This is a genomic window from Brucella sp. BE17, assembly GCF_039545455.1.
Classification (GTDB): Bacteria; Pseudomonadota; Alphaproteobacteria; order Rhizobiales; family Rhizobiaceae; genus Brucella.
Map to the genome: position 1 here is coordinate 676,911 of NZ_CP154468.1, position 22,731 is coordinate 699,641.

A 22,731-nucleotide genomic window follows, 5' to 3' on the forward strand; every position below is an offset into this window, starting at 1 on the left:
GTGGGATCGCTGCAACTTAAATCAGTCCATAAAAGCTACGGCGCGCAGGCTGTCCTCAAGGACATTGATCTGGAAGTTGCGGACGGCGAATTCGTGATCTTCGTCGGCCCCTCCGGCTGTGGAAAATCGACGCTTCTTCGCTCCATTGCAGGGCTTGAGGATGTCTCGGCAGGCGAGGTGCTGATCAATAGCAAGGACGTGACCGTGACACCGCCGTCAAAGCGTGGCATTGCCATGGTATTTCAGTCCTATGCGCTTTATCCGCATCTTTCGGTCAAGGACAATATGGGGCTGGGACTGAAACAGGCAGGAAACCCCAAAGCCGATATCGAAAACCGTGTCGCGAAAGCATCGGCCATGCTCTCGCTCGATCCCTATCTGGCGCGGCGACCGGCAGAACTGTCGGGTGGACAGCGCCAGCGCGTCGCTATCGGCCGCGCTTTGGTGCGCGAGCCGGAACTGTTTTTGTTCGACGAACCGCTTTCCAATCTCGATGCGGCTTTGCGCGTGCAGACGCGGCTCGAAATTGCACGGCTGCACCGAGAGCTTAAAGCCACCATGATCTATGTCACCCACGATCAGGTTGAGGCCATGACGCTTGCCGATCGTATCGTGGTCCTGAATGAAGGCCGCATCGAGCAGGTCGGCTCACCGATGGAGCTTTACAACCGCCCCGAAAACCTGTTCGTGGCCGGGTTTATCGGTTCGCCGCAAATGAATTTCATCGACGCAGGCCGTATCGATGAGAAAGAGGCGAAGACCATCGGCATCCGCCCCGAACATATCGCGGTCGGCCGTGAAAAGGGTGCTTGGCAGGGCAAAGTTATTCATGCAGAGCATCTGGGTGCCGATACGATCCTTTATGTCGACACGGAAACGGTGGGGCTGATCACCGTGCGCCTGTTTGGTGAGCATCATTACAACGAAGGCGACATGATCTTTGCGACGGCAGAATCGGAGAAGCTGCATCGCTTCGATGATGAAGGTCAGGCTATTCGCTGAACCACTGAATTTCGTCAGCTTTTAAAAAAACTGGACCGTGCTTTGCCAGAAGCGCGGTGTAATTTTATTGTCATTTTATTATAGTACCAATTGGTACGCTTTCATCAGAAGATGATGCGAAATATTATGTCCCTTTAGGATGAAATTCTTTTCATATAAAATTCATTATAATTCAATATGATAAGTTTATTTCCTTTCAGTGTTTCTCTTCTTATCGGCTCCGTATCGAACCCATCTAATTACCCGTATCGGAGGGAGGTGAAGAATAATCTTGCTTTATTTTCCCGCTCATATCACTCTTGTGGGGAGTGAAACCGGAGGAGGAAATCGGCTTCACATCACGTGGGAGGAGATAGTCTGAACGGGCTTTGCGGCCGGTATGGCTTCATTTCTTATGCGATTGGATGTTGGTTTCTTGCTTGTCTGTCGGGAGGTGTACCCGCATGAGCGACGATGGCGTCCTGTCCCTGCATGTTCCAGAACCGGAATGGCGTCCGGGCGACGTGCCGGATTTCTCCCATGTCAAAATCCCCCGCGCAGGTTCGGTACGCCGCCCGGACATTGACGAAAAACCGGAAGTCATGCGCGATCTGGCCTTCAGCATCATTCGCGTGCTCAATCGCGACGGCGAGGCGGTAGGCCCCTGGGCGGGGACTCTGAGCCATGAGGAGTTGCGCGAAGGACTGCGCCATATGATGACGCTGAGAGCCTATGACACCCGCATGATGATGGCGCAACGGCAGGGCAAGACCTCGTTTTATATGCAGCATCTGGGCGAGGAGGCCGTAAGCTGCGCCTTCCGTAAGGCATTGCGCAAGGGCGACATGAACTTCCCGACCTATCGGCAGGCGGGACTTCTGATTGCTGATGATTATCCGCTGGTATCCATGATGAACCAGATTTTTTCCAACGAACAGGACCCGCTGAAAGGCCGGCAAATGCCGGTCATGTATTCGGCCAAGGATCACGGCTTTTTCAGCCTGTCCGGAAACCTTGCCACGCAATATACGCAAGCAGTCGTCTGGGCGATGGCGTCTGCCATCAGCCATGACACGAAGATTGCCGCGGCATGGATCGGCGACGGTTCGACCGCCGAGAACGATTTTCATGCGGCCCTCGTCTTCGCTTCGACCTACAAGGCGCCGTTAGTGCTCAACATCGTCAACAATCAATGGGCGATCTCGACCTTTCAGGGCATTGCACGGGGTGGTTCGGGCGCCTTTGCAGCGCGCGGGCATGGTTTTGGCATTCCGGCCTTGCGCGTTGACGGCAATGATTATCTGGCCGTGCATGCAGTTGCGAAATGGGCGGTGGAACGCGCAAGACGCAATCTTGGGCCTACAATCGTCGAATATGTTACCTATCGCGCCGGTGGGCATTCGACATCGGACGACCCCTCCGCCTATCGCCCCAAGGCTGAAAGCGATGCATGGCCGCTCGGCGACCCGATCCTGCGGTTGAAAAACCATCTGATTGCGCGGGAAGTGTGGAGTGAAGAACGCCACAAACAGGCGGAAGCAGAGGTCATGGACCTCGTGGTAAGCGCCCAGCGCGAGGCGGAAGCCATAGGTACGCTGCATGACGGACGAAAACCCTCGATGCGCGATATGTTCGAGGATGTTTATGCCGAGACGCCGCAGCATCTCGTGCGCCAGCGACAGGAGGCGGGGTTTTGAGCATTTCCAGGAAAAGTGTGAAGCGGTTTTCCGTCCGGAAATGCGGAGGAAAAAGCGCATGAACATGACCATGATCGAGGCGATCCAAAATGCCCATGACCTTGCCATGGAGCGCGATGAAAAAGTCGTCGTGTTCGGCGAGGATGTCGGCTATTTTGGCGGCGTGTTTCGCTGCACGGCGGGCTTGCAGAAAAAATATGGCAAGGACCGGTGCTTCGATACGCCGATCAGTGAGCTTGGCATTGTCGGCACGGCCATCGGTATGGCGGCCTATGGCCTGCGCCCGTGCATCGAGGTGCAATTCGCCGATTACGTCTATCCCGCCTATGACCAGATCGTCTCGGAGGCAGCGCGTCTGCGCTACCGCTCGGCGGGGCAGTTTACCTGTCCGATGGTGATCCGTATGCCCTCGGGCGGCGGCATTTACGGCGGCCAGACCCACAGCCAAAGCCCGGAAGCTTTGTTCACGCATGTGTCCGGGCTTAAAACCGTGATGCCCTCGACGCCTGCTGATGCCAAAGGTCTGCTTCTAGCTGCTATTGAAGACCCCGATCCGGTCATCATGTTCGAGCCAAAGCGGCTTTATAACGGTCCCTTCGACGGTCATCACGACAGGCCGGTGACATCGTGGAAAAAACATGAACTGGGGGCTGTGCCGGAGGGGTATTATGCTTTGCCGCTCGGCAAGGCGGCGATCCGGCGCGAGGGCGCGGCGGTGACGGTACTTGCATATGGCACCATGGTGCATGTGGCGCTGGCCGCCACGGAAGAGACCGGCGTCGATGCTGAAATCATCGATCTGCGCACGCTTTTGCCGCTCGACGCTGAAACCATCATGGCCTCGGTCAAAAAGACCGGGCACTGCGTGATCGTGCATGAGGCGACGCTCACCTGCGGCTATGGCGCGGAACTGGCAGCCATCGTTCAGCGCGAGTGTTTTTATCATCTCGAAGCGCCGGTCATCCGCGTGACGGGCTGGGATACGCCCTATCCCCATGCGCAGGAATGGGCCTATTTCCCCGGTCCCGACCGGGTGGGGCGGGCGCTTATGTCTGTAATCGAAGCCTGAAAGGGGAGAATGCATGGCACAGTTTCCGATCAAACTCCCCGATGTCGGCGAAGGCGTTGCCGAGGCCGAACTGGTCGAATGGCATGTGAAGGTTGGCGACGTTGTGCGCGAGGACGATTTGCTCGCAGCCGTCATGACCGACAAGGCAACGGTTGAAATTCCCTCATCGCGCGCCGGAACGGTCATTGCCATCAACGGCACGGCCGGCGACAAGATTGCGGTCGGCTCCGAACTGGTGCGCCTTGAAACGGATGTGCAGGCTGAAGCGGCACCGGTTGAAAAATCCGAACCCGTCGAGCCGCAAGCACCGGTTCTCCTGCAAACGCCGACACCGGAAAAAACGGCTCCGGAAAAGCCCAAGAGTCCGAAGCGCGAGAGTGTCAGTCATGCTTTTTCCGGGGCTGGGCCAAACCGCGCCGAGGGCGAAAAACCGCTTGCCACGCCTTCGGTACGCTTGCGGGCGCGGGATGCCGGGATCGATCTGCGTCGCATCCGCGGCAGCGGACCGGCGGGCCGTATCACCCATGAAGACCTCGACGCGTTTTTCGAGAGCGAAACCGGTGGGGGGCCGGTGGCGTCCGGCTATGCGGCCGACACATCGGTCAATGAGGTCAAGGTGATCGGGCTTCGCCGCAAGATTGCCGAACGCATGGCGGAAGCCAAGCGCCATATTCCGCACATCACCATTGTCGAGGAAGTGGATGTCACGCAACTTGAAGAATTGCGTGCAAGTCTCAACAATCAAAAGAAAGAAGGGCGACCGCGCCTCACAGTCTTACCGTTCATTATACGCGCCATCGTGAAAGCGGTGAAGGAGCAGCCTGGGCTGAACGCGCATTTCGATGATGAGGCCGATATGATCCGACAATTCGGTGGCGTGCATATCGGTATTGCCACGCAGACGCCAAACGGGCTGATCGTGCCGGTGGTGCGCCATGCCGAAAGCATGGCGGTGTTTAAAGCGGCAAACGAGCTTTCCCGCGTGACGGAGGCCGCACGCAATGGCACGGCAAAGCGTAATGAACTGACCGGCTCCACCATCACGATAACGTCGCTGGGACCGCTTGGCGCTATTGCCACCACACCGATCATCAACCGCCCCGAAGTAGCGATTGTCGGCGTCAACCGCATGGCTATCCGCGCCATGTGGGATGGCGCGCAATTCGTGCCGCGCAAGATGATGAATCTTTCATGCAGTTTCGACCATCGCGTAATCGACGGCTGGGATGCCGCCGTCTTTGTGCAAAAGATCAAAAGCCTCATAGAAACGCCTGCAATGATCTTTGTGGAGGATTGAGCAGATGGTCGAGATTACCTGCAAGCTCCTGATCATTGGCGGCGGCCCCGGCGGCTATGTCTGCGGCATTCGCGCCGGACAACTTGGCATCGATACGGTGCTTGTCGAGAAAAAGCACCTCGGCGGCACCTGCCTCAATGTCGGCTGTATTCCATCCAAGGCTCTGATCCACGCCGCAGATGAATTCCATCGCCTGACGGTCAAAAACCCGATTGGCATCAGCGTGGAAAATCCGGTTATTGATTTTGCAAAAACGCTGGAATGGAAGGACGGGATCGTCAATCGGCTGAACAGCGGTGTTGCCGGATTGCTCAAAAGCACGAACGTGCGCATGCTTCAGGGGCAGGCGCGGTTTATCGATGGCAAGACCGTGTTGGTCGATACGGATACAGGCCGCCAGACGATCCACGCCGAAAACATCGTCATTGCGACAGGCTCGGTGCCGGTTGAAATCGAAGCTTTGCCATTTGGCGGTAGTATCATTTCCTCAACCGAAGCTCTGTCGTCACAAACCGTGCCTCAAGAGCTGGTGGTTGTTGGCGGCGGCTATATCGGGCTTGAAATAGGCACGGCTTTTGCAAAGCTTGGCGCGAAAGTGACAGTGGTGGAGGCAACCGACCGCATCCTACCGCAATATGATACCGAGTTGACCCGTCCCATTATGACACGGTTAAAGGCGCTCGGTGTTGAGGTGCTTACAAACACATCTGCCAAGGGCCTCTCGGCAGATGGCGCTGCACTTGAGGTGGTAAGCAACGGGACGACGCGCGCGCTTGCCGCCAACAAGGTGCTGGTGGCGGTCGGCCGCAAGCCGCAGACCGATGGCTGGGGTTTGAGCGAAATCCGACTCGACATGGAAGGGCGCTTTATCCGCATAGACGAAAAATGCCGTACCTCGATGCGCGGTATATACGCCATTGGTGATGTGACGGGTGATCCGATGCTGGCACATCGCGCCATGGCGCAAGGTGAGATGGTGGCCGAAATCATTGCGGGCGGCAATCAGGCATGGGACAGACGCTGCATTCCCGCCGTCTGTTTCACCGATCCCGAGATCGTGACGGCTGGTCTCACGCCTGACGAGGCTCGCAAGGCAGGGCAGAAGGTCAAGGTCGGGATGTTTCCATTTCAGGCCAATGGCCGCGCCACGACGATCGTGCGCGAGGACGGTTTTATTCGTATTGTGGCTCGTTCAGACAATCATCTTATTCTGGGAATACAGTCAGTTGGCACGAATATTTCAGAATTGTCTTCAACTTTTGCGCAAAGCGTCGAAATGGGCGCGCGGCTTGAGGATATAGCTGAGACTATCCATGCACATCCGACATTGGGTGAGGGGCTTGCCGAGGCAAGCATGAAGGCGCTTGGCCATGCGCTGCATGTTTAGCTCTTGGATTTACGCTCGTGCCGCCAGAAGAAAATTGCGGCGCCCACGATCATTGCAGCCAGCGCAAACCATGTGAGCGCATAGGAAAGATGATTGTTGCGGAAGCTGACAACTGTTAAGCCGCCGATAGGTAGATTGCCGGGATTAGCGCTTGCCTCCGCATCGATGAAATAGGGGGCTACCGGGCCGAAATTATCACGCGCGGCAAAGGCCACGACATCGCGTGAATTCCAGACATCACGCGCCGGATAGTTAGGGCGTAGAAAGAAACCGTCCGGTTCAGGCATTCGCAGAAGACCGGTCACCGTCGTTTCACCCGCCACCTGCGTTTCTGGCCGTGCTTCGCCGTTGCGCTTGTCGGTTGGCACAAAACCGCGATTGATATAGGTCAGCGCACCATCATGGCCGCGCATTGGTGTCATTACCCAATAGCCGGCACCGCGTTCAGTCAGGGCGTGAACCAGAACTTCCTTATCATTGAGATAGGTGCCTGTGAGCGACACATGGCGATATTCGTCGTCCGCACGGTTGACCTTTTTCCAGCTCGTTTTTGTAGGGGCTGCAACGGGGGCTGCGTGCACCCGCGCATCCACCCGAGCGATCAGATCGAGTTTCCATTGCAAACGTTCCACCTGCCAGATGCCAAGGCCCATAAAAAGCGCAAAAAACAGTGCGCCCAGTACAGCCAGCAGGGTAAGGAAGAAACGTAGTTTTTTAGCCGGTCGTGGAGGATGTTCAGCGGATGTCGTCATGGCCTTCCTGATAACAGAGCCGTCCACCGTTTTAAAGCCGCAATAAAAACTGCGCCGGTCTTCTTATGGGAAGAACACGGCGCTTTTTTCGGCTGAAATCGTGGGGTATTGAGACAATTACGGTCAGGCGGATTTATGAGCCCGGTGCCTGCGGTGCGAATAACCGCCCTTGGAAAGTCTTAGCACATTGCAAACTTGCGTTTTATCTTCCGAAGGCTTTGGCATCTGCGCCTGCGCATTTTGTAATATCTGTCGGGTAACAGGTCTATCCTGCGCCTGAGGGCCAATAATGATGCTTTTCATCGTTCATTCTCCCTGCATAAAATCGACGGACGAACGCGAGTGGAGCTCGCGCGCGCGTCAAACCATAATTATAAGAATGTGCGAATATAGAGATTATTAACCAAAACCTATTGGTTGACAAGCGAAGTTTTGCAACCCTGCGTAAGCCTTTGGTGGTATGGATGAAAAAGGCCGGAAATTCAGAGAATTCCGACCTTTCACATTCAGTTGACCGTAAATCAGTCGCGGTTGCCGGCCAGGATTTCCCGCTTTCCGACATGGTTGGCGGGTCCGACCAATCCATCCTGTTCCATACGCTCGACAAGCGAGGCAGCGCGATTGTATCCAATGCCGAGACGGCGCTGGATATAGGAGGTCGAGCACTTCTTGTCGCGCATGACGACCTTGACTGCCTGTTCATAGACATCGTCGCCTTCGTCCGAAGCCATGGCAGTCGCATCGAACACGGCGGCATCTGCGCTTTCGTCTTCTTCTTCCTCGCCTTCGGTCACGGTCGCCAGATAATCCGGGCGGCCCTGCGCCTTGAGGTGATCGACGACTTTTTCCACTTCCTCATCGGACACGAAGGGACCATGGACACGCACGATGCGTCCGCCGCCTGCCATGTGCAGCATATCGCCCTGACCGAGCAATTGTTCGGCACCCATTTCACCCAAAATGGTGCGGCTGTCGATCTTTGACGTGACCTGGAAAGAAATACGGGTCGGAAAATTGGCCTTGATCGTGCCGGTGATGACGTCCACACTCGGCCGCTGGGTTGCCATGATCAGGTGGATACCCGCAGCGCGCGCCATTTGAGCCAGACGCTGTACCGCACCTTCGATATCCTTGCCTGCGACCATCATCAGATCGGCCATCTCGTCAATGATGACGACAATATAAGGCATCGGTGTGAGGTCGAGTTCTTCCTGAATATAGGTCTGTTCGCCGGTTTCCTTGTCAAAGCCTGACTGCACCGTGCACATCACGGTTTCGCCCTTACCCTTGGCAGAAGCTGCACGCTGGTTAAAGCCTTCGATATTGCGCACACCGAGCCGCGCCATCTTGCGATAACGGTCTTCCATTTCGCGCACAGCCCATTTGAGAGCTACCACGGCCTTCTTGGGATCGGTCACAACCGGGGTGAGGAGATGCGGGATGCCATCATAGATGGAGAGCTCCAGCATTTTCGGATCGACCATGATCAGACGGCATTCTTCCGGCTTGAAACGGTAGAGCAGCGACAAAATCATCGTGTTGATGGCCACCGACTTGCCCGAACCCGTGGTGCCTGCCACCAGAAGGTGAGGCATTTTTGCCAGTTCCGCGATGATCGGTTCGCCGCCGATGCCCTTGCCGAGGCAAAGTGGCAGGCGATAATTCGATGCCTCAAAGGTACGGCTGTCGATCATTTCGCGTAAGTATACAGTTTCGCGATTGGCGTTGGGCAATTCGATACCGATGACATTACGTCCTGGAACAACAGCCACACGGGCGGAAAGTGCCGACATCGAGCGCGCGATATCATCTGAAAGGCCGATGACGCGCGAGGATTTCACACCAGGGGCTGGCTCGAATTCATAAAGTGTCACGACAGGGCCGGGGCGGACATGAATGATCTCGCCGCGCACGCCAAAATCTTCCAGCACGCTTTCCAAAAGACCCGCGCTGCGCTCCAGCATTTCCTGCGTAATCACATTGCCGTCCTGTGCGGGCGGTTCCTGCAACAGATCGCGTGGTGGGAATTCATATTCGCCGGTCAGAACGGGTGCCGCAGCACGGGGGAGGGGCTGAGGCTGGTAGAGTGCGATCGATGGCGCAGGTTTGGTCGGAGCAGGAACTTCGACCAGTTCTATAACCGGCTCTTCCACGACATTGGGGGTCTCAACAGTCGAGTCGGTCAATGCTTCTGCAACAAACTCTTCGCCTTGAACTTCAGCTTGGACCGGCTCGATTATGGGGTCGTTAAGTTTGGCAGTCGTGGGCGCTGCGACATCCGCTACGGATGCAACCGGTTGCGGTGCGGCAGCAACGGAGGCTTCTCCCGCTGTCTTAGTCCATTCGCGAATACGGAACTGCGCCAGAATAGATTCAACGCTTGCGGTCTTCTTTGCCTCGACAGGAGCCGGAGCAGGGGTCGGAGCGGCAGCTGGAATGGAAGGCTCGGAAACCAGTGTGGTATTCATGTCCAGATCGCCGCCTTCGAAGAAAGCGAAATCGGAAAGATAGGCAATCGCAGGGACGGGCATATTATCCGCAGTCTTTTCAAACTCGACGGAAGCGACCGCTGCGACCGGGGCTATATGGGCAGGCGCTTCGATCAGCTGAGCTGGCAAAGTGGGCGCAACAGGGACGACCGGCGAACGCATCAGATTTTGCGAAACGCTCTGCTGCAGGGCTGCCACCACCATAGGCTGGGCTTCCGCGACCTGTTCAACGATTTCGGCAGCGACTTTATCGATAGGGCCTGCAGATGCAACAGCATTGATGTCCGGCAGATCCTCACCACGCCGACGCATCAGCTCCACTTCCGGCGTGCGGGTAAAGCGCACATTATCACCAAGCGAAAAATGTGCTTTCCATGCTCCGTCCCCCGAAGTGGCTTCCGGCTGGAGCTTTGACTGAGAATCAGTCCCGCCCTGACTGCCGCTGGATTGAAGGAAATTTTCTCTCAAATTACGCATGATACCTGGACCCTGGAGACTATCGCCTGAATGAACCCCAGTAATAAAAAATGAAGGTTAACAACCTCCTTCACAAATGCATATTTCACACTGAGGCTTCCCCAGCCATCAAACCATCCGGTTGTGAAAAATATGGCAGAATTCTACATAATATATATAGATCACAGAGTGATAATATATCTTATTAAAGTGTTTTCTAAGAATTTAGGCGTGGAAAACAGGTCTGGATGTCGATCCCTGTCGTAGGGATTCGCGATGGCAGCGAAAACGGGCAGAGAATCACAGTGAAAACCACATTAACCTCGGGCTGAATCGGCCATTTCGTCCGAAAGATGGTGGGGAAGGCGCCTTATATTGAGATTTTATAAAAGAAGCGATTGACAGCGCACCATATGCGGGGCTGTAAATGCGCCTCCTTGTTTCGTCTTCGCGGATAGAGGGTAACGCGCGGTATGAAAATCACCATCGAACAATCGCTTGACCAAGCGGGGACGGGCGCTTTCCAGCGCAGTCTGCTCGGCGTTTTTGGTCTGGTATGGGCGGCTGATGCCATGCAGGTTATGGCGGTTGGCTTTACAGCTGCATCCATCGCCATAACCTTTGGCCTCAGCGTGCCGCAGGCATTGCAGACGGGAACACTATTCTTCCTTGGTATGATGATCGGGGCAGCCGTTTTTGGTCGCCTTGCCGATAAATATGGACGTCGTCGCGTATTGCTTATTACGGTGGCAATGGACGCTCTGTTCGGCCTGCTGTCGGTGTTTGCGCCGGGCTTCGGCATTTTGCTGGCTTTACGGTTTTTGACGGGCATTGCGGTCGGTGGAACCCTGCCAGTTGATTACGCCATGATGGCAGAATTTCTCCCATCGAAAAACCGCGGTCGCTGGCTGGTCATGCTGGAAGGTTTCTGGGCCGTAGGTACGGTGGTGATCGCTTTGGCGGCATGGGGCGCAAGCCTTGCCGGTGTCGAGGATGCGTGGCGCTATATCTTTGCGGTTACGGCAGCCCCGGCGTTGATCGGCATCTGGCTTCGACTCTGGGTTCCAGAATCACCGATGCATCTTCTGAAATCGGGCAAAGCAAAAGAAGCAAAGGCGGTGATGAACCGTGTTCTGCGCCGTAACGGTAAGCAAGAACTGCCGCCCAAAGCACAGCTCGAAGCACCACAACTCGTCACAAATGAACGACTTTTCTCGCCCAATATGCGCCAGCGCACACTGGCGACGTTGGCGATCTGGTTTCTGGTTTCCGTTTCATATTATGGCATTTTTACCTGGATACCCGCCAAACTCGCTGGCGATGGTTTCGGCTTTGTGCGTGGCTATGGCTTTCTGGTCGTGGTAGCGTTGGCGCAGATACCGGGCTATGCGTTAGCTGCCTATGGTGTGGAAAGTTGGGGACGCCGCACAACGTTGATCGCCTTCCTGTTCACCAGCGCGGCAGCTTGCGCCCTGTTCACGGTTGCCACCAGTTCGGCTCTCGTCGGCAGCTCGATACTGATCATGAGCTTCGCGCTTCTGGGTACCTGGGGCGCGCTCTATGCCTTCACACCGGAACTCTATCCCACTGCGCTGCGTGGAAGCGGCATGGGCGCAGCTGGTGCCATGGCCCGTCTTGGCGGCCTGTTGGCACCATCGGCACTGGCGCTCGTCATCAGCCAGAGTTTCTACCTAGCTGTTGCTATGTTCGCGGGCCTGTTGGCACTTGCCGGTTTCATCGCATTCTTCATCAATGTTGAAACGCGCCAGAAAGCGTTGAACTAGGCAGATGTAATCATTTTAACTTCAAATGATTACACCACGTTTCTAATGTTTTTTATCGAAGGGCGGATTATATCCGTCCTTTGATACCGGTGGCCGAGGCACATGCATCATTCTTCAGCGCCGATACGCGAATGAACAAGCTGTAACGCTTTGTCCATTGCTTGCAGAACAGCATCATAGAAACACCAAGCCCAGCTTTTCGGACGTGGTCGGGCCGGAGATCTACAAATAATTGGTTCAAACTGTGCAAGTAAGTTCCATAACCTATCTTATGCAATCTATTTGTCATCTAGTCCTTCACTGAAGTGCCTGAGCCACTCGATAGACTGCGGTTAAGACGAACGAAACATTTAATCGACACGCAGATCCTGTTTGACGCGAAGCGGATTTCGGTCTGGTCTCGCATTTCTCTTCGCGGTAGATATGCCGGGCGAGCACACCCGACCCATTGACCGGGATCAAGCCGCTGAACGGGAAAGAAGGTATAGTCGTAAATGTTGGACGCACGTATTCGCAACACCTCCCTTAAAAACAAGATCATGAGTGCCGATCAGGCAGCACACCTCATCGAGGATGGCATGATCATCGGCATGAGCGGTTTCACCCGTGCCGGTGACGCCAAGGCGGTCCCCGTCGCCATGGCCGCACGAGCGACCAACGATCCCTTCCAGATCACGCTGATCACTGGTGCATCGCTTGGTCACGACGTCGACAAGATCCTCACTGAGGCGCATATTCTGGCGCGCCGCATGCCGTTTCAGGTTGACCGTACCTTGCGTGCTGCGATCAATCGCGGCGAGGTCATGTTTATCGACCAGCATCTTTCCGAAACTGTTGAGCAGCTGCGTTCCAACCAGATCGGTTCAATCGATTATGCAGTGGTCGAAGCGCTGGCCATTACCGAGAGCGGCGGCATTATTCCCACCACCTCGGTCGGCAATTCGGCAAGCTTCGCCATTCTGGCTGAAAAGGTCATCGTCGAGATCAACCTCAACCAGCCTCTGGCGCTGGAAGGCCTGCATGATATCTATATCCCGACAAAGCGCCCTACCCGCGATCCCATTCCGGTCACCGCCTGCGACAGCCGTGTCGGCCTGCCCTATATTCCGATCCCCGCTGAAAAGATCGCCGCTATCGTCATCACACAGGAAAACGACAGCGCGTCTACGGTTGAGCCTGCCGACAGCGAAACCATCGCTATCGCCGGTCATCTGATCGGCTTTCTCAAAAAAGAAGTTGAAGAAGATCGCCTCGATCTCACCCTCAATCCGCTTCAGGCAGGGATTGGCACGATCGCCAATGCAGTGTTGAACGGCTTTGTAGACAGTCCTTTCCATAATCTGCGCATGTATAGCGAGGTTTTGCAGGACAGCACTTTCGACCTTTTCGACGCCGGAAAGCTCGATTTCGCATCGGGTGCGTCGATCACGCTGAGCCCGGCCTATGGCGAGCGTGTGTTTTCCAACATTGAGCGCTATCGTGACAGGCTGATCCTTCGTCCGCAGGAAATCAGCAACCATCCTGAAGTCATCCGCCGTCTGGGCATCATTGGCATCAACACGGCGCTGGAATTCGACATTTATGGCAATGTGAACTCCACCCATGTCGATGGTACCATGATGATGAACGGCATTGGCGGCTCGGGCGATTTTGCGCGCAATGCCTATATTTCAATCTTCGTCACCAAGTCAGAAGCCAAGAATGGTGCAATCTCGTCAGTTGTACCTATGGTTACCCATGTCGATCACACTGAGCACGACGTAGATATTTTGGTGACGGAACAGGGCCTTGCCGATCTGCGCGGGCTTGCGCCGCGCGAGCGTGCCCGTGTTATTATCGATCATTGTGCGCATCCAGATTATCGCGATCAGTTGAATGATTATTTTGCGCGCGCATCAGTGCGTGGTGGGCATACGCCGCATCTTCTCGAAGAAGCATTCAGTTGGCACACGAACCGCCAACAGAGCGGCACCATGCAGCGTCAGTGACGTCTCCTGCATTCTGTATGGAACAATTTTTTATGCCGGACGTTAATTGGCATATCGTTTCTGCGCATATGTTTTTGCAATGAAAACGGTGATATACGGGGAAATCACGCGGCGTTGCCGCTTTTGTTCTTCCGTTACCATTGCCGCATGATGGGTCGTCGCTCGTTCGAGCGGGTCCAAAATGCTTAAACTGTTCAGTCTGGCGTTGTCTCGGAGCGTCCGTCAGACAAGGGGAACGACAGCCGTTCCGGGAAGGTGCACTCGCCCATGTCCATCCTTATCAGTCTTCTGATAACCGTCCTTGTTATCTTCCTCGTACTCTACCTGATTAATATGCTGCCTCTCGACGGAAAGGTTAAGCAGATCGCACAGGTGATCGTCATCGTCATTGGTATTATTTCGTTGTTGAAATATCTGGCTGTTTTCTGACGAATATAATTTCTATCGGTAACATAGAGCCATGGGTTTTAAATCCATGGCTCTATGTCTTCTTCCGTCCAGCTTACTGCGGAAAAACCCATTTTCTGATAAAGCTGCAAGGCACGCGGACTATCGAGCGTATTGGTATGGATGGTCAGTTTTTGAGGACCATGTGACCAGGCGGCTGATATCGCCTCGCTGAGAAAGAATTTGCCAAGTCCCCGCCCCTGAAAATCAGGCATAAGCCCAAAATAGAGAATTTCGGCGCTTTCCGGCAAGTCAGAAAGATCCAGTTCCACAAAACCGGCCGGATTGCCATCTGCATAAAGCACATGGATTTCATTTGTGTCGGCGTGGATGACTTCGGCGATTTCCGCGTCACTCTGCTTTCGCCGCATCTGCCAATGATGCTGGCGCCCAATCTGTTCATAAAGATAGCGATAATAATGCACCGGCATGGCGCTGGCACGCATGATGGCAAGCCGCAGGCCGGCAGGCGTCGGCACGACAACCGATGGTCGTGCGTGCATTTCGAGATGCGTAATACGTGCTTTAAGTGTTTCAGCCATGATCAGTCGGGCTCGCCGGTCACGACCGGCGTATGCTGCCTGCTGCCCCACTCGCTCCACGAACCATCGTAGAGACGGTTATCCTCATGCCCGAGAGAAGCAAGTGCCAGCGTTATGACCGCAGCCGTCACACCAGAACCGCAGCTTGTCACGACAGGTCTTGTCAGATCAACGCCAGCCTCGGCAAAAATCTTGCGCAGGCTTTCCAGATCCTTCAATTCGCCATTTTGTGCCAACGTCGTGACGGGGACATTGCGTGCTCCTGGCATATGGCCAGAACGCATGCCTTCACGCGGCTCAGCCTCCTGCCCCGTAAAGCGTCCCGCCCCGCGTGCATCGGCGATCTGCGAGCGGCGCTCGGTGACGATCTCCTGCATTTCCACAAAATCGACCACGGCAGATTTGTTGAAATTGGGTGAGAATAGCGTCGGCGCGATCTTGGTTGGTTCATTGGTGACCTGATAGCCGGCGGCCTTCCAGCCGTCAAAACCGCCGTCAAGCACAACAACGTTCTTTGCCCCCATGATGCGAAACATCCACCAGACGCGCGGTGCGGAAAAAAGCCCCGGCCCATCATAGACGACGACAGTTTCATCCGCCGTGATCCCCATCGCACCGACATGCTGTGCAAACAATGCGGGCGATGGCAATGTATGTGGCAGGCCCGAAGCCTTGTCGGCAATCAGGTCCTGATCGAAAAAGACGGCACCCGGAATATGTGCCGCGTCATATTCGGCATGTCCCTCGCGGCCAGCCGTCGGCAGATACCACGAAGCATCGACGATCGCGATACCGGGTTTGCCGAGCCGCTCCTTCAACCAGTCACGGGATACGACAAACGCGCTTTTTTCGGTCATGATTATTCCTCAAATGGGATGGGTATTTCCGTCGTCTTTTCAAGCCAGCCAGGCACCGGCAGGTCCTTGCCACGCAGAAATGCCGGATTGAACAGTTTCGACTGGTAACGGTTACCATAATCGCAAAGCATCGTCACGATTGTGTGGCCCGGCCCCAGATCTTTTGCAAGACGGATGGCACCTGCAATATTGATCCCGGATGAGCCGCCGAGGCAAAGCCCCTCCTCTTCCACCAGGTCAAACACCACGTCGAGCGCGTCGGCATCCGAGACTCGGTAGGAAAAATCGGGCGTAAAATCTTCGAGATTGGCGGTGATACGCCCCTGTCCGATGCCTTCGGTAATCGAATCGCCTTCGGCCTTCAACTCACCTGTCGTATAGAAGGAATGAAGCGCTGCCCCATGCGGATCGGCCAGCGCGATCTTGATGGCGCTGTTGTGGTCCTTGAGGCCAAAGGCTGTTCCCGCAAGCGTTCCGCCGGAACCAACAGCGGCAACGAAACCATCCACCTTGCCGCCCGTCTCGCGCCAGATTTCCTGCGCGGTCGTTTCCTGATGCGCCAGACGATTGACGACATTGTCGAACTGGTTGGCCCAGATTGCGCCATGTGGTTCGGTTTTCGCCAATTGCTCGGCAAGGCGACCTGATAGCCGGACATAATTGTTGGGATTGCGATAAGGTGCTGCCGGGACTTCGATCAGTTCCGCTCCAAGAAGCCGCAGGACATCCTTCTTTTCCTGTGCCTGCGTTTCCGGGATGACGATGGCGGTGCGGTAGCCGAGCGCCTTAGCAACCAACGTCAGGCCGATGCCGGTATTACCCGCCGTACCTTCGACGATCACGCCGCCGGGCTTCAAGAGCCCGCGCTTTTCCGCATCGCGGATGATGTAGAGCGCGGCACGATCCTTGACCGACTGGCCCGGATTGAGAAATTCGGCCTTACCGTAGATTTCGCAGCCGGTTAGTTCGGAAGCCTTTTTGAGGCGGATGAGCGGCGTATTGCCAATGGCGTCGAGAACCGAATTGAGCATGGCTTCCGTCCTTTCTGTTTCGCCAAGGAAATTAGGAGGATAAGCTCCCCCCTTCAAGCAAGGATGGAATAATTTTTCACTGCGCTCCGCAAATATTTACCCTGAAATGATACGTAATGGAAAAAGCCGCCCCATTGGAGCGGCTTTCGTAAAAGTTTTTTATCGGTTTCACGGATCCGCCTTATGCTAGGCAAAACCGCTTCGAATTTTTGCTGGAAAGGCTTAAGCCGCGCGCTGTCCACCGCCGTTACCATTGCCACCCGTGCGACGCTTGCGACGGAACGGGCGCTTGGCCTTGGCTGCGGCATCGGGGGCCGCACTGCCACCTGCACGATGTTCACCGGGCTTTTGCGCCGGACGACGATGGTTCTGCGCCCCGCCCTTGCGGTGCTGGGGCTTTTGCGCACGCGCATCTTCGTCACCGGGTGTGGAAGTCCGCGAAACGGGAGCCGGGGCCAGCTTGACCGGGGCTTCCTTGATCGGCAGCTTGCTGCGCGTCACGCGCTCCACGGCGCGGAACTTCGATTCTTCCGTTGCCGCATCATAAAGCGTGATCGAAGCGCCATCGGCACCATTGCGGCCGGTGCGGCCAATGCGGTGCACATAGGTTTCAGGCTCGTCCGGCAGGTCGTAGTTTACAACATGGCTGATGCCCGGAACATCGATACCGCGTGCGGCAATATCGGTTGCCACCAGAATGCGCAGCGTGCCGTTGCGGAAACCCGTGAGCGCGCGCTGGCGTGCATTCTGAGACTTGTTGCCGTGAATGGCTGCAACGTCAAAACCGTCACGCTCCAGATGGCGCACGACCGCATCCGCGCCATGCTTGGTGCGGGTGAAGACTATAACCGAACGCATGTCCTTGTCGGCCAGCAGTGCCGACAGAAGACGGCGCTTTTCCTTGGTCGGCACTGGATGCACGACCTGCGTGATTTCGGCAGCCGTCGTACCCTGCGGCGCCACTTCGACACGCACTGCATCATGAAGTAGGCTCTGCGCCAAAGCTGCGATTTCTTTCGGCATGGTAGCCGAGAAAAGCGCGGTCTGACGCTCAGCATGGGTTGCCTTGGCAATGCGCTTCACATCATTGATGAAGCCCATGTCCAACATGCGGTCGGCTTCATCCAGCACCAGCCAGCGGGTCTGCGAAAGATCGACCAGCTTTTCGCGCATGAGGTCGGTCAAACGCCCCGGTGTAGCGATCAGCACATCGACGCCCGGCGCGATGCGCTTGATCTGCGAGAGTTTTGAAACGCCGCCCAGCACCAGTGCGGTCGATATATGGGCGCTTTTGGAAACCGTGCGGATGGTTTCCTCGATCTGTACCGCCAATTCGCGGGTTGGCGCCAGCACAAGCGCGCGCGCCGTCTTGGGACGGCGCTTGTCGCCAATGGCGATGATTTTTTGTAGGATTGGCAGGCTGAAGGCTGCCGTCTTGCCTGAACCCGTCTGCGCAATGCCCAGAATATCGCGACCCTCAAGCTGCGCTGGGATGGCTTGCGTCTGGATCGGTTTAGGCTCGGTCATACCTGCGGCTTCAACGCCTTTGAGCAACGCGCCGGTAATGCCGAGAGCGGCAAAGCCGCCTGTATTTTCTTGTGTCAATTCAATCTCTTTCGGCGGCACCGCATGATTGCGGTCCGCTGTAAATGATCGGCCAAGCGCAACTGGACCAAACGCAATTCTTATAATGATAACGACGGGACGCCGGAAAATTCCTGGCGACTTGCGCAGCCGTGCCCGAACTTTTGTCCGGGTCTCTCCCGCCTGCGGACCATTCCGAAAGCGAGAGGCGTGACGCAACAAGTCCAATGCAGGGAAAGCCGAAAACGTCGGCCCATGCGCCTGATGCGGCATATGGGGCGTTTTGCTCCAAAAAGCAAATGAATTCGCTCTCAGATGATAAAATCAGCCAGAACCTGATTGTCGGTAATGTCCTGATAGGCCCACCCCGCCTCCTCGAATTTGCGGTTCAATATCTTAAAATTGTCGGCATTTTTGGTTTCGATACCGATCAGCACCGAGCCGAAATTGCGTGCAGATTTTTTCAGATATTCAAAGCGCGCCACATCGTCTTCCGGTCCCAGCAGATCAAGGAAGGAGCGCAGAGCACCGGGGCGCTGCGGAAAGCGGAAGACGAAATATTTCTTCAGTCCTTCGTGACGAAGCGCCCTCTCCTTCACGTCCGGCAGGCGCTCGAAATCGAAATTGCCGCCAGAAACCACGATGACAATTCGCTTGCCCTTCAATTCGCTCTTCTTGAAATGCTTGAGCGCATCGATACCGAGCGCACCGGCTGGTTCCAGCACGACTCCCTCGATATTGAGCATTTCGACAATGGTCGCGCAAAGCCGGTTTTCTGGAACCGTTATGACAGATTTTTCATCAAAACCTTTGAGAAGTTTGAAGTTTTCCTTGCCGATTTCTGCGACTGCGGCACCGTCGACAAAATTGTCGACCTTTGTAAGCTTGACCCGCTTGCCCGCCTCGAGGCTCGCATTGAGGCTTGCTGCTCCTTCCGGCTCGACAAAACGAAAAGCGGTCTTCCAACCAATACCGGCCATATATTGGGTGACACCTGCGGCAAGCCCGCCGCCGCCAACCGGCAGCAGAACCAGATCTGGTTTTTTGCCCTCTGGCAATTGCTGCTCGATTTCAAGTGCGACGGTTGCCTGTCCCTCGATGATACCCGGGTGATCGAAAGGCGGCACCATGACGCCCTTATTACTCTCGGCAAATTCCTGCGAAGCAGCATAACAGACATCGAAAATATCGCCGATCAGCTTGATCTCGATAAATTCGCCACCAAAGGCGCGGGTCTTGTCGATTTTCTGCTGTGGTGTCGTGACCGGCATGAAAACCACGCCCTTGCGGCCAAAGTGGCGGCAGACGAGGGCAAAGCCCTGCGCGTGATTGCCCGCCGAAGCGCAGACAAACACCGCATTTTCATCGACCGTTATAATCACGCGTGAAATGAAATTGAAAGCGCCGCGTATCTTGTAAGACCGTACCGGCGTGAGGTCTTCACGCTTGAGCCAGATTTCCGCGCCATACTTGCCCGACAGGTGATCGTTGAATTGCAACGGTGTGTCGGCAAACAGCGAGCGCATCGCCTTTTCAGCCCGGGCGACGGATTTCACGAAGGCGGTCATGCGGAAACTTTCTTTTGTTTATTGACGGCTTTTTGTAGCTTTGTTTCATCGCTACATCGCTTTGGCAAGCCAGACAAGGACAAGGGCCAGGGTACATGGAGAAACATGAGTTAATTTGCAATGTTTTTTGCAAGCCTTGTTTCGACAAGCGCATGCGCGGCCTCGCCTGCGGCTTGCGCAAAGGCCTTGTCGCGGTGCAGCAAGCCGCTGGCGTGAACGCCGTCGACCAGAAGCACGATCTGGCGTGCAAGCTGTCCGGCATCGTTGATGCCTGCCTGTGCATAAAACTCGGAAAGCCAGTCCTCAAAGCCCAGCTTATGCGCTCTGCCGATGGCAATGGCAGGATGACCTGGCATATTGGCGAGTTCCGCAGCCGTGCGCAAAAATCCGCAGCCGCGCCATGAAGGATGGTCCATCAACAGCGCCAAATGATGAAAGATTGCGCGTGTGCGCTCAGCAACGGTTCCATGCGCCGCCTCGAACCAACCGCGCATGCGTGCCAGATTGGGCTGATCGCGATGATCGAGATAAGACGCGATCAACTCGTCCTTGCTGGAAAAATGATAATAAAGCGTGCGCTTTGTGACACCGGCAGCCTCTGCCACCGCATCAACGCTGACCCCGCGAATGCCGTCGCGATAAAAAAGCTTTTCCGCAGCTTCGATGATTTTTGCGCGTGTGTCCTTTGCCATGGGTAAAAGTATACTGCCTAGTGAGTGTAATTTTCAAATGCTTTGGCGTAGCTTTTTCGCATGAGGAGAGAAACATGCTGACCAAAGCGCATCAGAACGCCGGGACAGAGGCGCACACCCCCGAAACCGTGCGGATCGAATGCGCCGATGGTGTGGTGCTGGGCGGGCAGCTGTGGGCGGCATCCAATCCGTCCGCTGCGGCAACCGTCATCATCAATCCGGCGACCGGCGTTGCGGCCCGCTATTACCGTTTCTATGCGCATTTTCTCGCCAGTCACGGCTTTGATGTGCTGACCTATGATTATCGCGGCATCGGCAATTCGCGACCGGAAAACCTGCGCCGGACCGGCTTTCGCTGGCATGACTGGGGCGAGAAGGATTTTGCCGCAGCACTTGATTTCGTGTTGGCACGCGATCTGCCCCAGCCCATTCATGTCGTAGGCCACAGTTTTGGCGGCGTCGCCCCCGGCTTTGCCACCAATGCCGGGCATATCAGCCGCATGCTCTTAGTTGGTGCACAATATGCCTATTGGCGTGATTACAAGCGCGGGAAAAAGCTTCCACTTCTCGCCAAATGGCATCTGGTCATGCCCGCTTTGGCGCTGCTCTACGGCTATTTCCCGGGAAAGAAACTGGGCTGGCTGGAAGACCTGCCCGCACGGGTGGCACTCGACTGGGCATTTATGGGCAAACGTCTGGAAAACACCGTTCCGACGCCTCAGCGTAAGGAAATCCGACAACGCTTTGCATCGGTTAGCGCCGACATTCTGGCCATTACGCTCAGCGATGACGAATTGGGTACGCCACGGGCCGTTGCGCGTACACTCAGCCTTTATTCAGGAAGCCGACGTCAGCAGATACTGCTGGAACCGGAGACTCTTGGCTATGAGAAGATCGGGCATTTCGATCTGTTTCATAACCGCCATGCGGCGGGTTTTTGGTTCGATAGCCTATTATGGTTGCGCGACGGGTTGAACCCATGGCCTGCCAGCCGCATCGACAGGCTAGCATTTTAAAGGCACCGATCTTTCCGACCTCACCGCATTGCTACAGAGTTTATTCAAAGAAAGCTGAATTTTGAGCGACAGCTATATTACGTTTATAATAATTTCATTCTATTTCTTCGTCAAAGTAACCGCCCATTCCGCGTCTTCTCCGGAAAGATTTGTGGGCTGCTTGAGGTGGAATAAATCTTTTTGAGGACCCTCAAAGCGGAAATTAAACACATTAGATCCAGCAAACGGATTATCAAGATGAAGAAATAACTCCACTTGATGTGGGTCTTCATTTTTATTCTTAATTCGATCATAGTTTTTTTCATTTAGATTTATAATATATGATACTTTTGCTTCTGCGCCTGTAAATGTGCCGGATGATTCTATTTGAAAATTTCCAGAACTATTGGATGATATAATCAAAGGCGGAGACTTAAACAAAGCCCAACCCCCATGAACTTCATCAGCCTCCCCAAGAGAAAGTGTATGGTTTGTATCATTAAAGATTTCAAAATATATTGTTCTTTCTGCCATTTTTACACACCATTTTCACAATAATAATTAAATTATAACTTATATTATACAATTTTTGATAAAATAAATCTGTTATTATTATCAGCTAATGTTGATGTGGAATTTTTATAATATATTTTGATACTAAAATAGAAAAGGCGAAGGTCGTTTCTGCGATATGCCCAATTCATCGCATGGTTACGTTATGGAATCCTAAGCCGGATATTGTAGCAAGTCTGAATTGCGAATGTGGAGCACGATCCCTATTGTTGACGCAGAAGGTACTACTGGAGCCAGCAAGTTTGGGCTCTGAAAGGACTGGCCATTTCGATCTGTTTCATAACCGTCATGCCGCGGGTTTCTGGATCGATAGCCTGTTATGGTTGCGCGACAGGTTGAACCCATGGCCATCCAGTTTCATCGTCGGGCAAGCATTTTGAAAACATGCTTCTTGCTGGCAGCTTTCTATCTTGAATTCGTTATGCAAATCATGACATAGAAATCAAAGTGCTGCGGTCGTGGCGAAACTGGTATACGCAACGGACTTAAAATCCGTCGCCTTTTAGGCTTGCGGGTTCAAGTCCCGCCGACCGCACCACTTC

19 protein-coding genes, 1 tRNA gene and 1 pseudogene are annotated in these 22,731 nt (G+C 54.9%); 11 read left to right on the forward strand and 10 right to left on the reverse strand.

The annotated features are described in order from the left end of the window. The 5 genes from AAIB41_RS14485 to lpdA all read left to right on the forward strand — a co-directional run bounded on the left by AAIB41_RS14485 (position 1) and on the right by lpdA (position 6,431). On the forward strand, positions 1–1,002 hold the full coding sequence (locus AAIB41_RS14485) for an ABC transporter ATP-binding protein (protein ID WP_343315983.1): 1,002 nt from the start codon (positions 1–3) through the stop codon (positions 1,000–1,002). A gap of 443 nt (positions 1,003–1,445) precedes the next feature. Continuing rightward, complete coding sequence (locus tag AAIB41_RS14490; RefSeq protein ID WP_343315984.1) at positions 1,446–2,678, forward strand: 3-methyl-2-oxobutanoate dehydrogenase (2-methylpropanoyl-transferring) subunit alpha; 1,233 nt, start codon at positions 1,446–1,448, stop codon at positions 2,676–2,678. 58 nt (positions 2,679–2,736) lie between these two features. Beyond that, entirely contained in the window at positions 2,737–3,747 is a 1,011-nt protein-coding gene (locus AAIB41_RS14495; protein ID WP_343315985.1) for an alpha-ketoacid dehydrogenase subunit beta, read from the forward strand. A gap of 13 nt (positions 3,748–3,760) precedes the next feature. Beyond that, a complete protein-coding gene (locus tag AAIB41_RS14500) occupies positions 3,761–5,044 on the forward strand; it encodes a dihydrolipoamide acetyltransferase family protein (protein WP_343315986.1) in 1,284 nt (427 codons plus the stop codon). 4 nt (positions 5,045–5,048) lie between these two features. Continuing rightward, complete coding sequence (gene lpdA / locus AAIB41_RS14505) at positions 5,049–6,431, forward strand: dihydrolipoyl dehydrogenase (RefSeq protein ID WP_343315987.1); 1,383 nt, start codon at positions 5,049–5,051, stop codon at positions 6,429–6,431. Here the strand turns inward: lpdA and AAIB41_RS14510 are convergent. From AAIB41_RS14510 to AAIB41_RS14520, 3 genes are all read right to left on the reverse strand, one after another. Beyond that, complete coding sequence (locus tag AAIB41_RS14510) at positions 6,428–7,183, reverse strand: SURF1 family protein (RefSeq protein WP_343315988.1); 756 nt, start codon at positions 7,181–7,183, stop codon at positions 6,428–6,430. The genes lpdA and AAIB41_RS14510 overlap by 4 nt on opposite strands. A gap of 123 nt (positions 7,184–7,306) precedes the next feature. After that, positions 7,307–7,486, reverse strand: coding sequence for a hypothetical protein (locus tag AAIB41_RS14515; protein ID WP_343315989.1), 180 nt, complete (start codon positions 7,484–7,486; stop codon positions 7,307–7,309). A 218-nt stretch (positions 7,487–7,704) separates the two neighbouring features. Continuing rightward, positions 7,705–10,149 (reverse strand): DNA translocase FtsK, encoded by a 2,445-nt coding sequence (locus AAIB41_RS14520; protein WP_343315990.1) that lies wholly within the window; start codon positions 10,147–10,149, stop codon positions 7,705–7,707. 452 nt (positions 10,150–10,601) lie between these two features. Here AAIB41_RS14520 and AAIB41_RS14525 point away from each other — a divergent pair, with 452 nt between their 5' ends. The 3 genes from AAIB41_RS14525 to AAIB41_RS14535 all read left to right on the forward strand — a co-directional run bounded on the left by AAIB41_RS14525 (position 10,602) and on the right by AAIB41_RS14535 (position 14,329). After that, positions 10,602–11,912: an MFS transporter gene (locus AAIB41_RS14525; RefSeq protein ID WP_343315991.1), complete on the forward strand. Its 1,311-nt coding sequence runs from the start codon at positions 10,602–10,604 to the stop codon at positions 11,910–11,912. Between the two features lie 494 nt (positions 11,913–12,406). Continuing rightward, a complete protein-coding gene (locus AAIB41_RS14530) occupies positions 12,407–13,900 on the forward strand; it encodes an acetyl-CoA hydrolase/transferase family protein (RefSeq protein WP_343315992.1) in 1,494 nt (497 codons plus the stop codon). Between the two features lie 267 nt (positions 13,901–14,167). Beyond that, the gene (locus AAIB41_RS14535) at positions 14,168–14,329 is read left to right on the forward strand and encodes a Thivi_2564 family membrane protein (RefSeq protein WP_343315993.1); all 162 of its coding nucleotides are present in this window, start codon (positions 14,168–14,170) and stop codon (positions 14,327–14,329) included. 38 nt (positions 14,330–14,367) lie between these two features. On the opposite strand, the gene AAIB41_RS14540 is transcribed toward AAIB41_RS14535, so the two are convergent. From AAIB41_RS14540 to AAIB41_RS14565, 6 genes are all read right to left on the reverse strand, one after another. After that, on the reverse strand, positions 14,368–14,889 hold the full coding sequence (locus AAIB41_RS14540; protein ID WP_343315994.1) for a GNAT family N-acetyltransferase: 522 nt from the start codon (positions 14,887–14,889) through the stop codon (positions 14,368–14,370). 2 nt (positions 14,890–14,891) lie between these two features. Next, positions 14,892–15,746 (reverse strand): 3-mercaptopyruvate sulfurtransferase, encoded by an 855-nt coding sequence (gene sseA, locus AAIB41_RS14545; protein WP_343315995.1) that lies wholly within the window; start codon positions 15,744–15,746, stop codon positions 14,892–14,894. 2 nt (positions 15,747–15,748) lie between these two features. After that, a complete protein-coding gene (locus AAIB41_RS14550) occupies positions 15,749–16,777 on the reverse strand; it encodes a cysteine synthase A (RefSeq protein ID WP_343315996.1) in 1,029 nt (342 codons plus the stop codon). A 222-nt stretch (positions 16,778–16,999) separates the two neighbouring features. Beyond that, the gene (locus tag AAIB41_RS14555; RefSeq protein ID WP_343316084.1) at positions 17,000–18,511 is read right to left on the reverse strand and encodes a DEAD/DEAH box helicase; all 1,512 of its coding nucleotides are present in this window, start codon (positions 18,509–18,511) and stop codon (positions 17,000–17,002) included. Between the two features lie 161 nt (positions 18,512–18,672). Further along, the gene (gene ilvA / locus AAIB41_RS14560) at positions 18,673–19,929 is read right to left on the reverse strand and encodes a threonine ammonia-lyase IlvA (RefSeq protein WP_343315997.1); all 1,257 of its coding nucleotides are present in this window, start codon (positions 19,927–19,929) and stop codon (positions 18,673–18,675) included. A gap of 110 nt (positions 19,930–20,039) precedes the next feature. Next, positions 20,040–20,621, reverse strand: coding sequence for a helix-turn-helix domain-containing protein (locus tag AAIB41_RS14565; protein WP_343315998.1), 582 nt, complete (start codon positions 20,619–20,621; stop codon positions 20,040–20,042). Positions 20,622–20,695: 74 nt separating this feature from the next. Between AAIB41_RS14565 and AAIB41_RS14570 the strand changes: the two genes are divergently transcribed. Beyond that, the gene (locus tag AAIB41_RS14570; RefSeq protein WP_343315999.1) at positions 20,696–21,637 is read left to right on the forward strand and encodes an alpha/beta fold hydrolase; all 942 of its coding nucleotides are present in this window, start codon (positions 20,696–20,698) and stop codon (positions 21,635–21,637) included. A gap of 99 nt (positions 21,638–21,736) precedes the next feature. Here AAIB41_RS14570 and AAIB41_RS14575 read toward each other — a convergent pair whose 3' ends face one another. Next, positions 21,737–22,150, reverse strand: a complete 414-nt coding sequence (locus AAIB41_RS14575; RefSeq protein WP_343316000.1) for a hypothetical protein — start codon at positions 22,148–22,150, stop codon at positions 21,737–21,739. A 257-nt stretch (positions 22,151–22,407) separates the two neighbouring features. On the opposite strand from AAIB41_RS14575, the pseudogene AAIB41_RS14580 reads away from it, so the two are divergent. Next, positions 22,408–22,569: pseudogene (locus tag AAIB41_RS14580) on the forward strand (alpha/beta hydrolase); the annotation flags it as partial. 72 nt (positions 22,570–22,641) lie between these two features. Further along, positions 22,642–22,727: transfer RNA gene (locus tag AAIB41_RS14585), tRNA-Leu, on the forward strand. Positions 22,728–22,731: the final 4 nt, after the last annotated feature.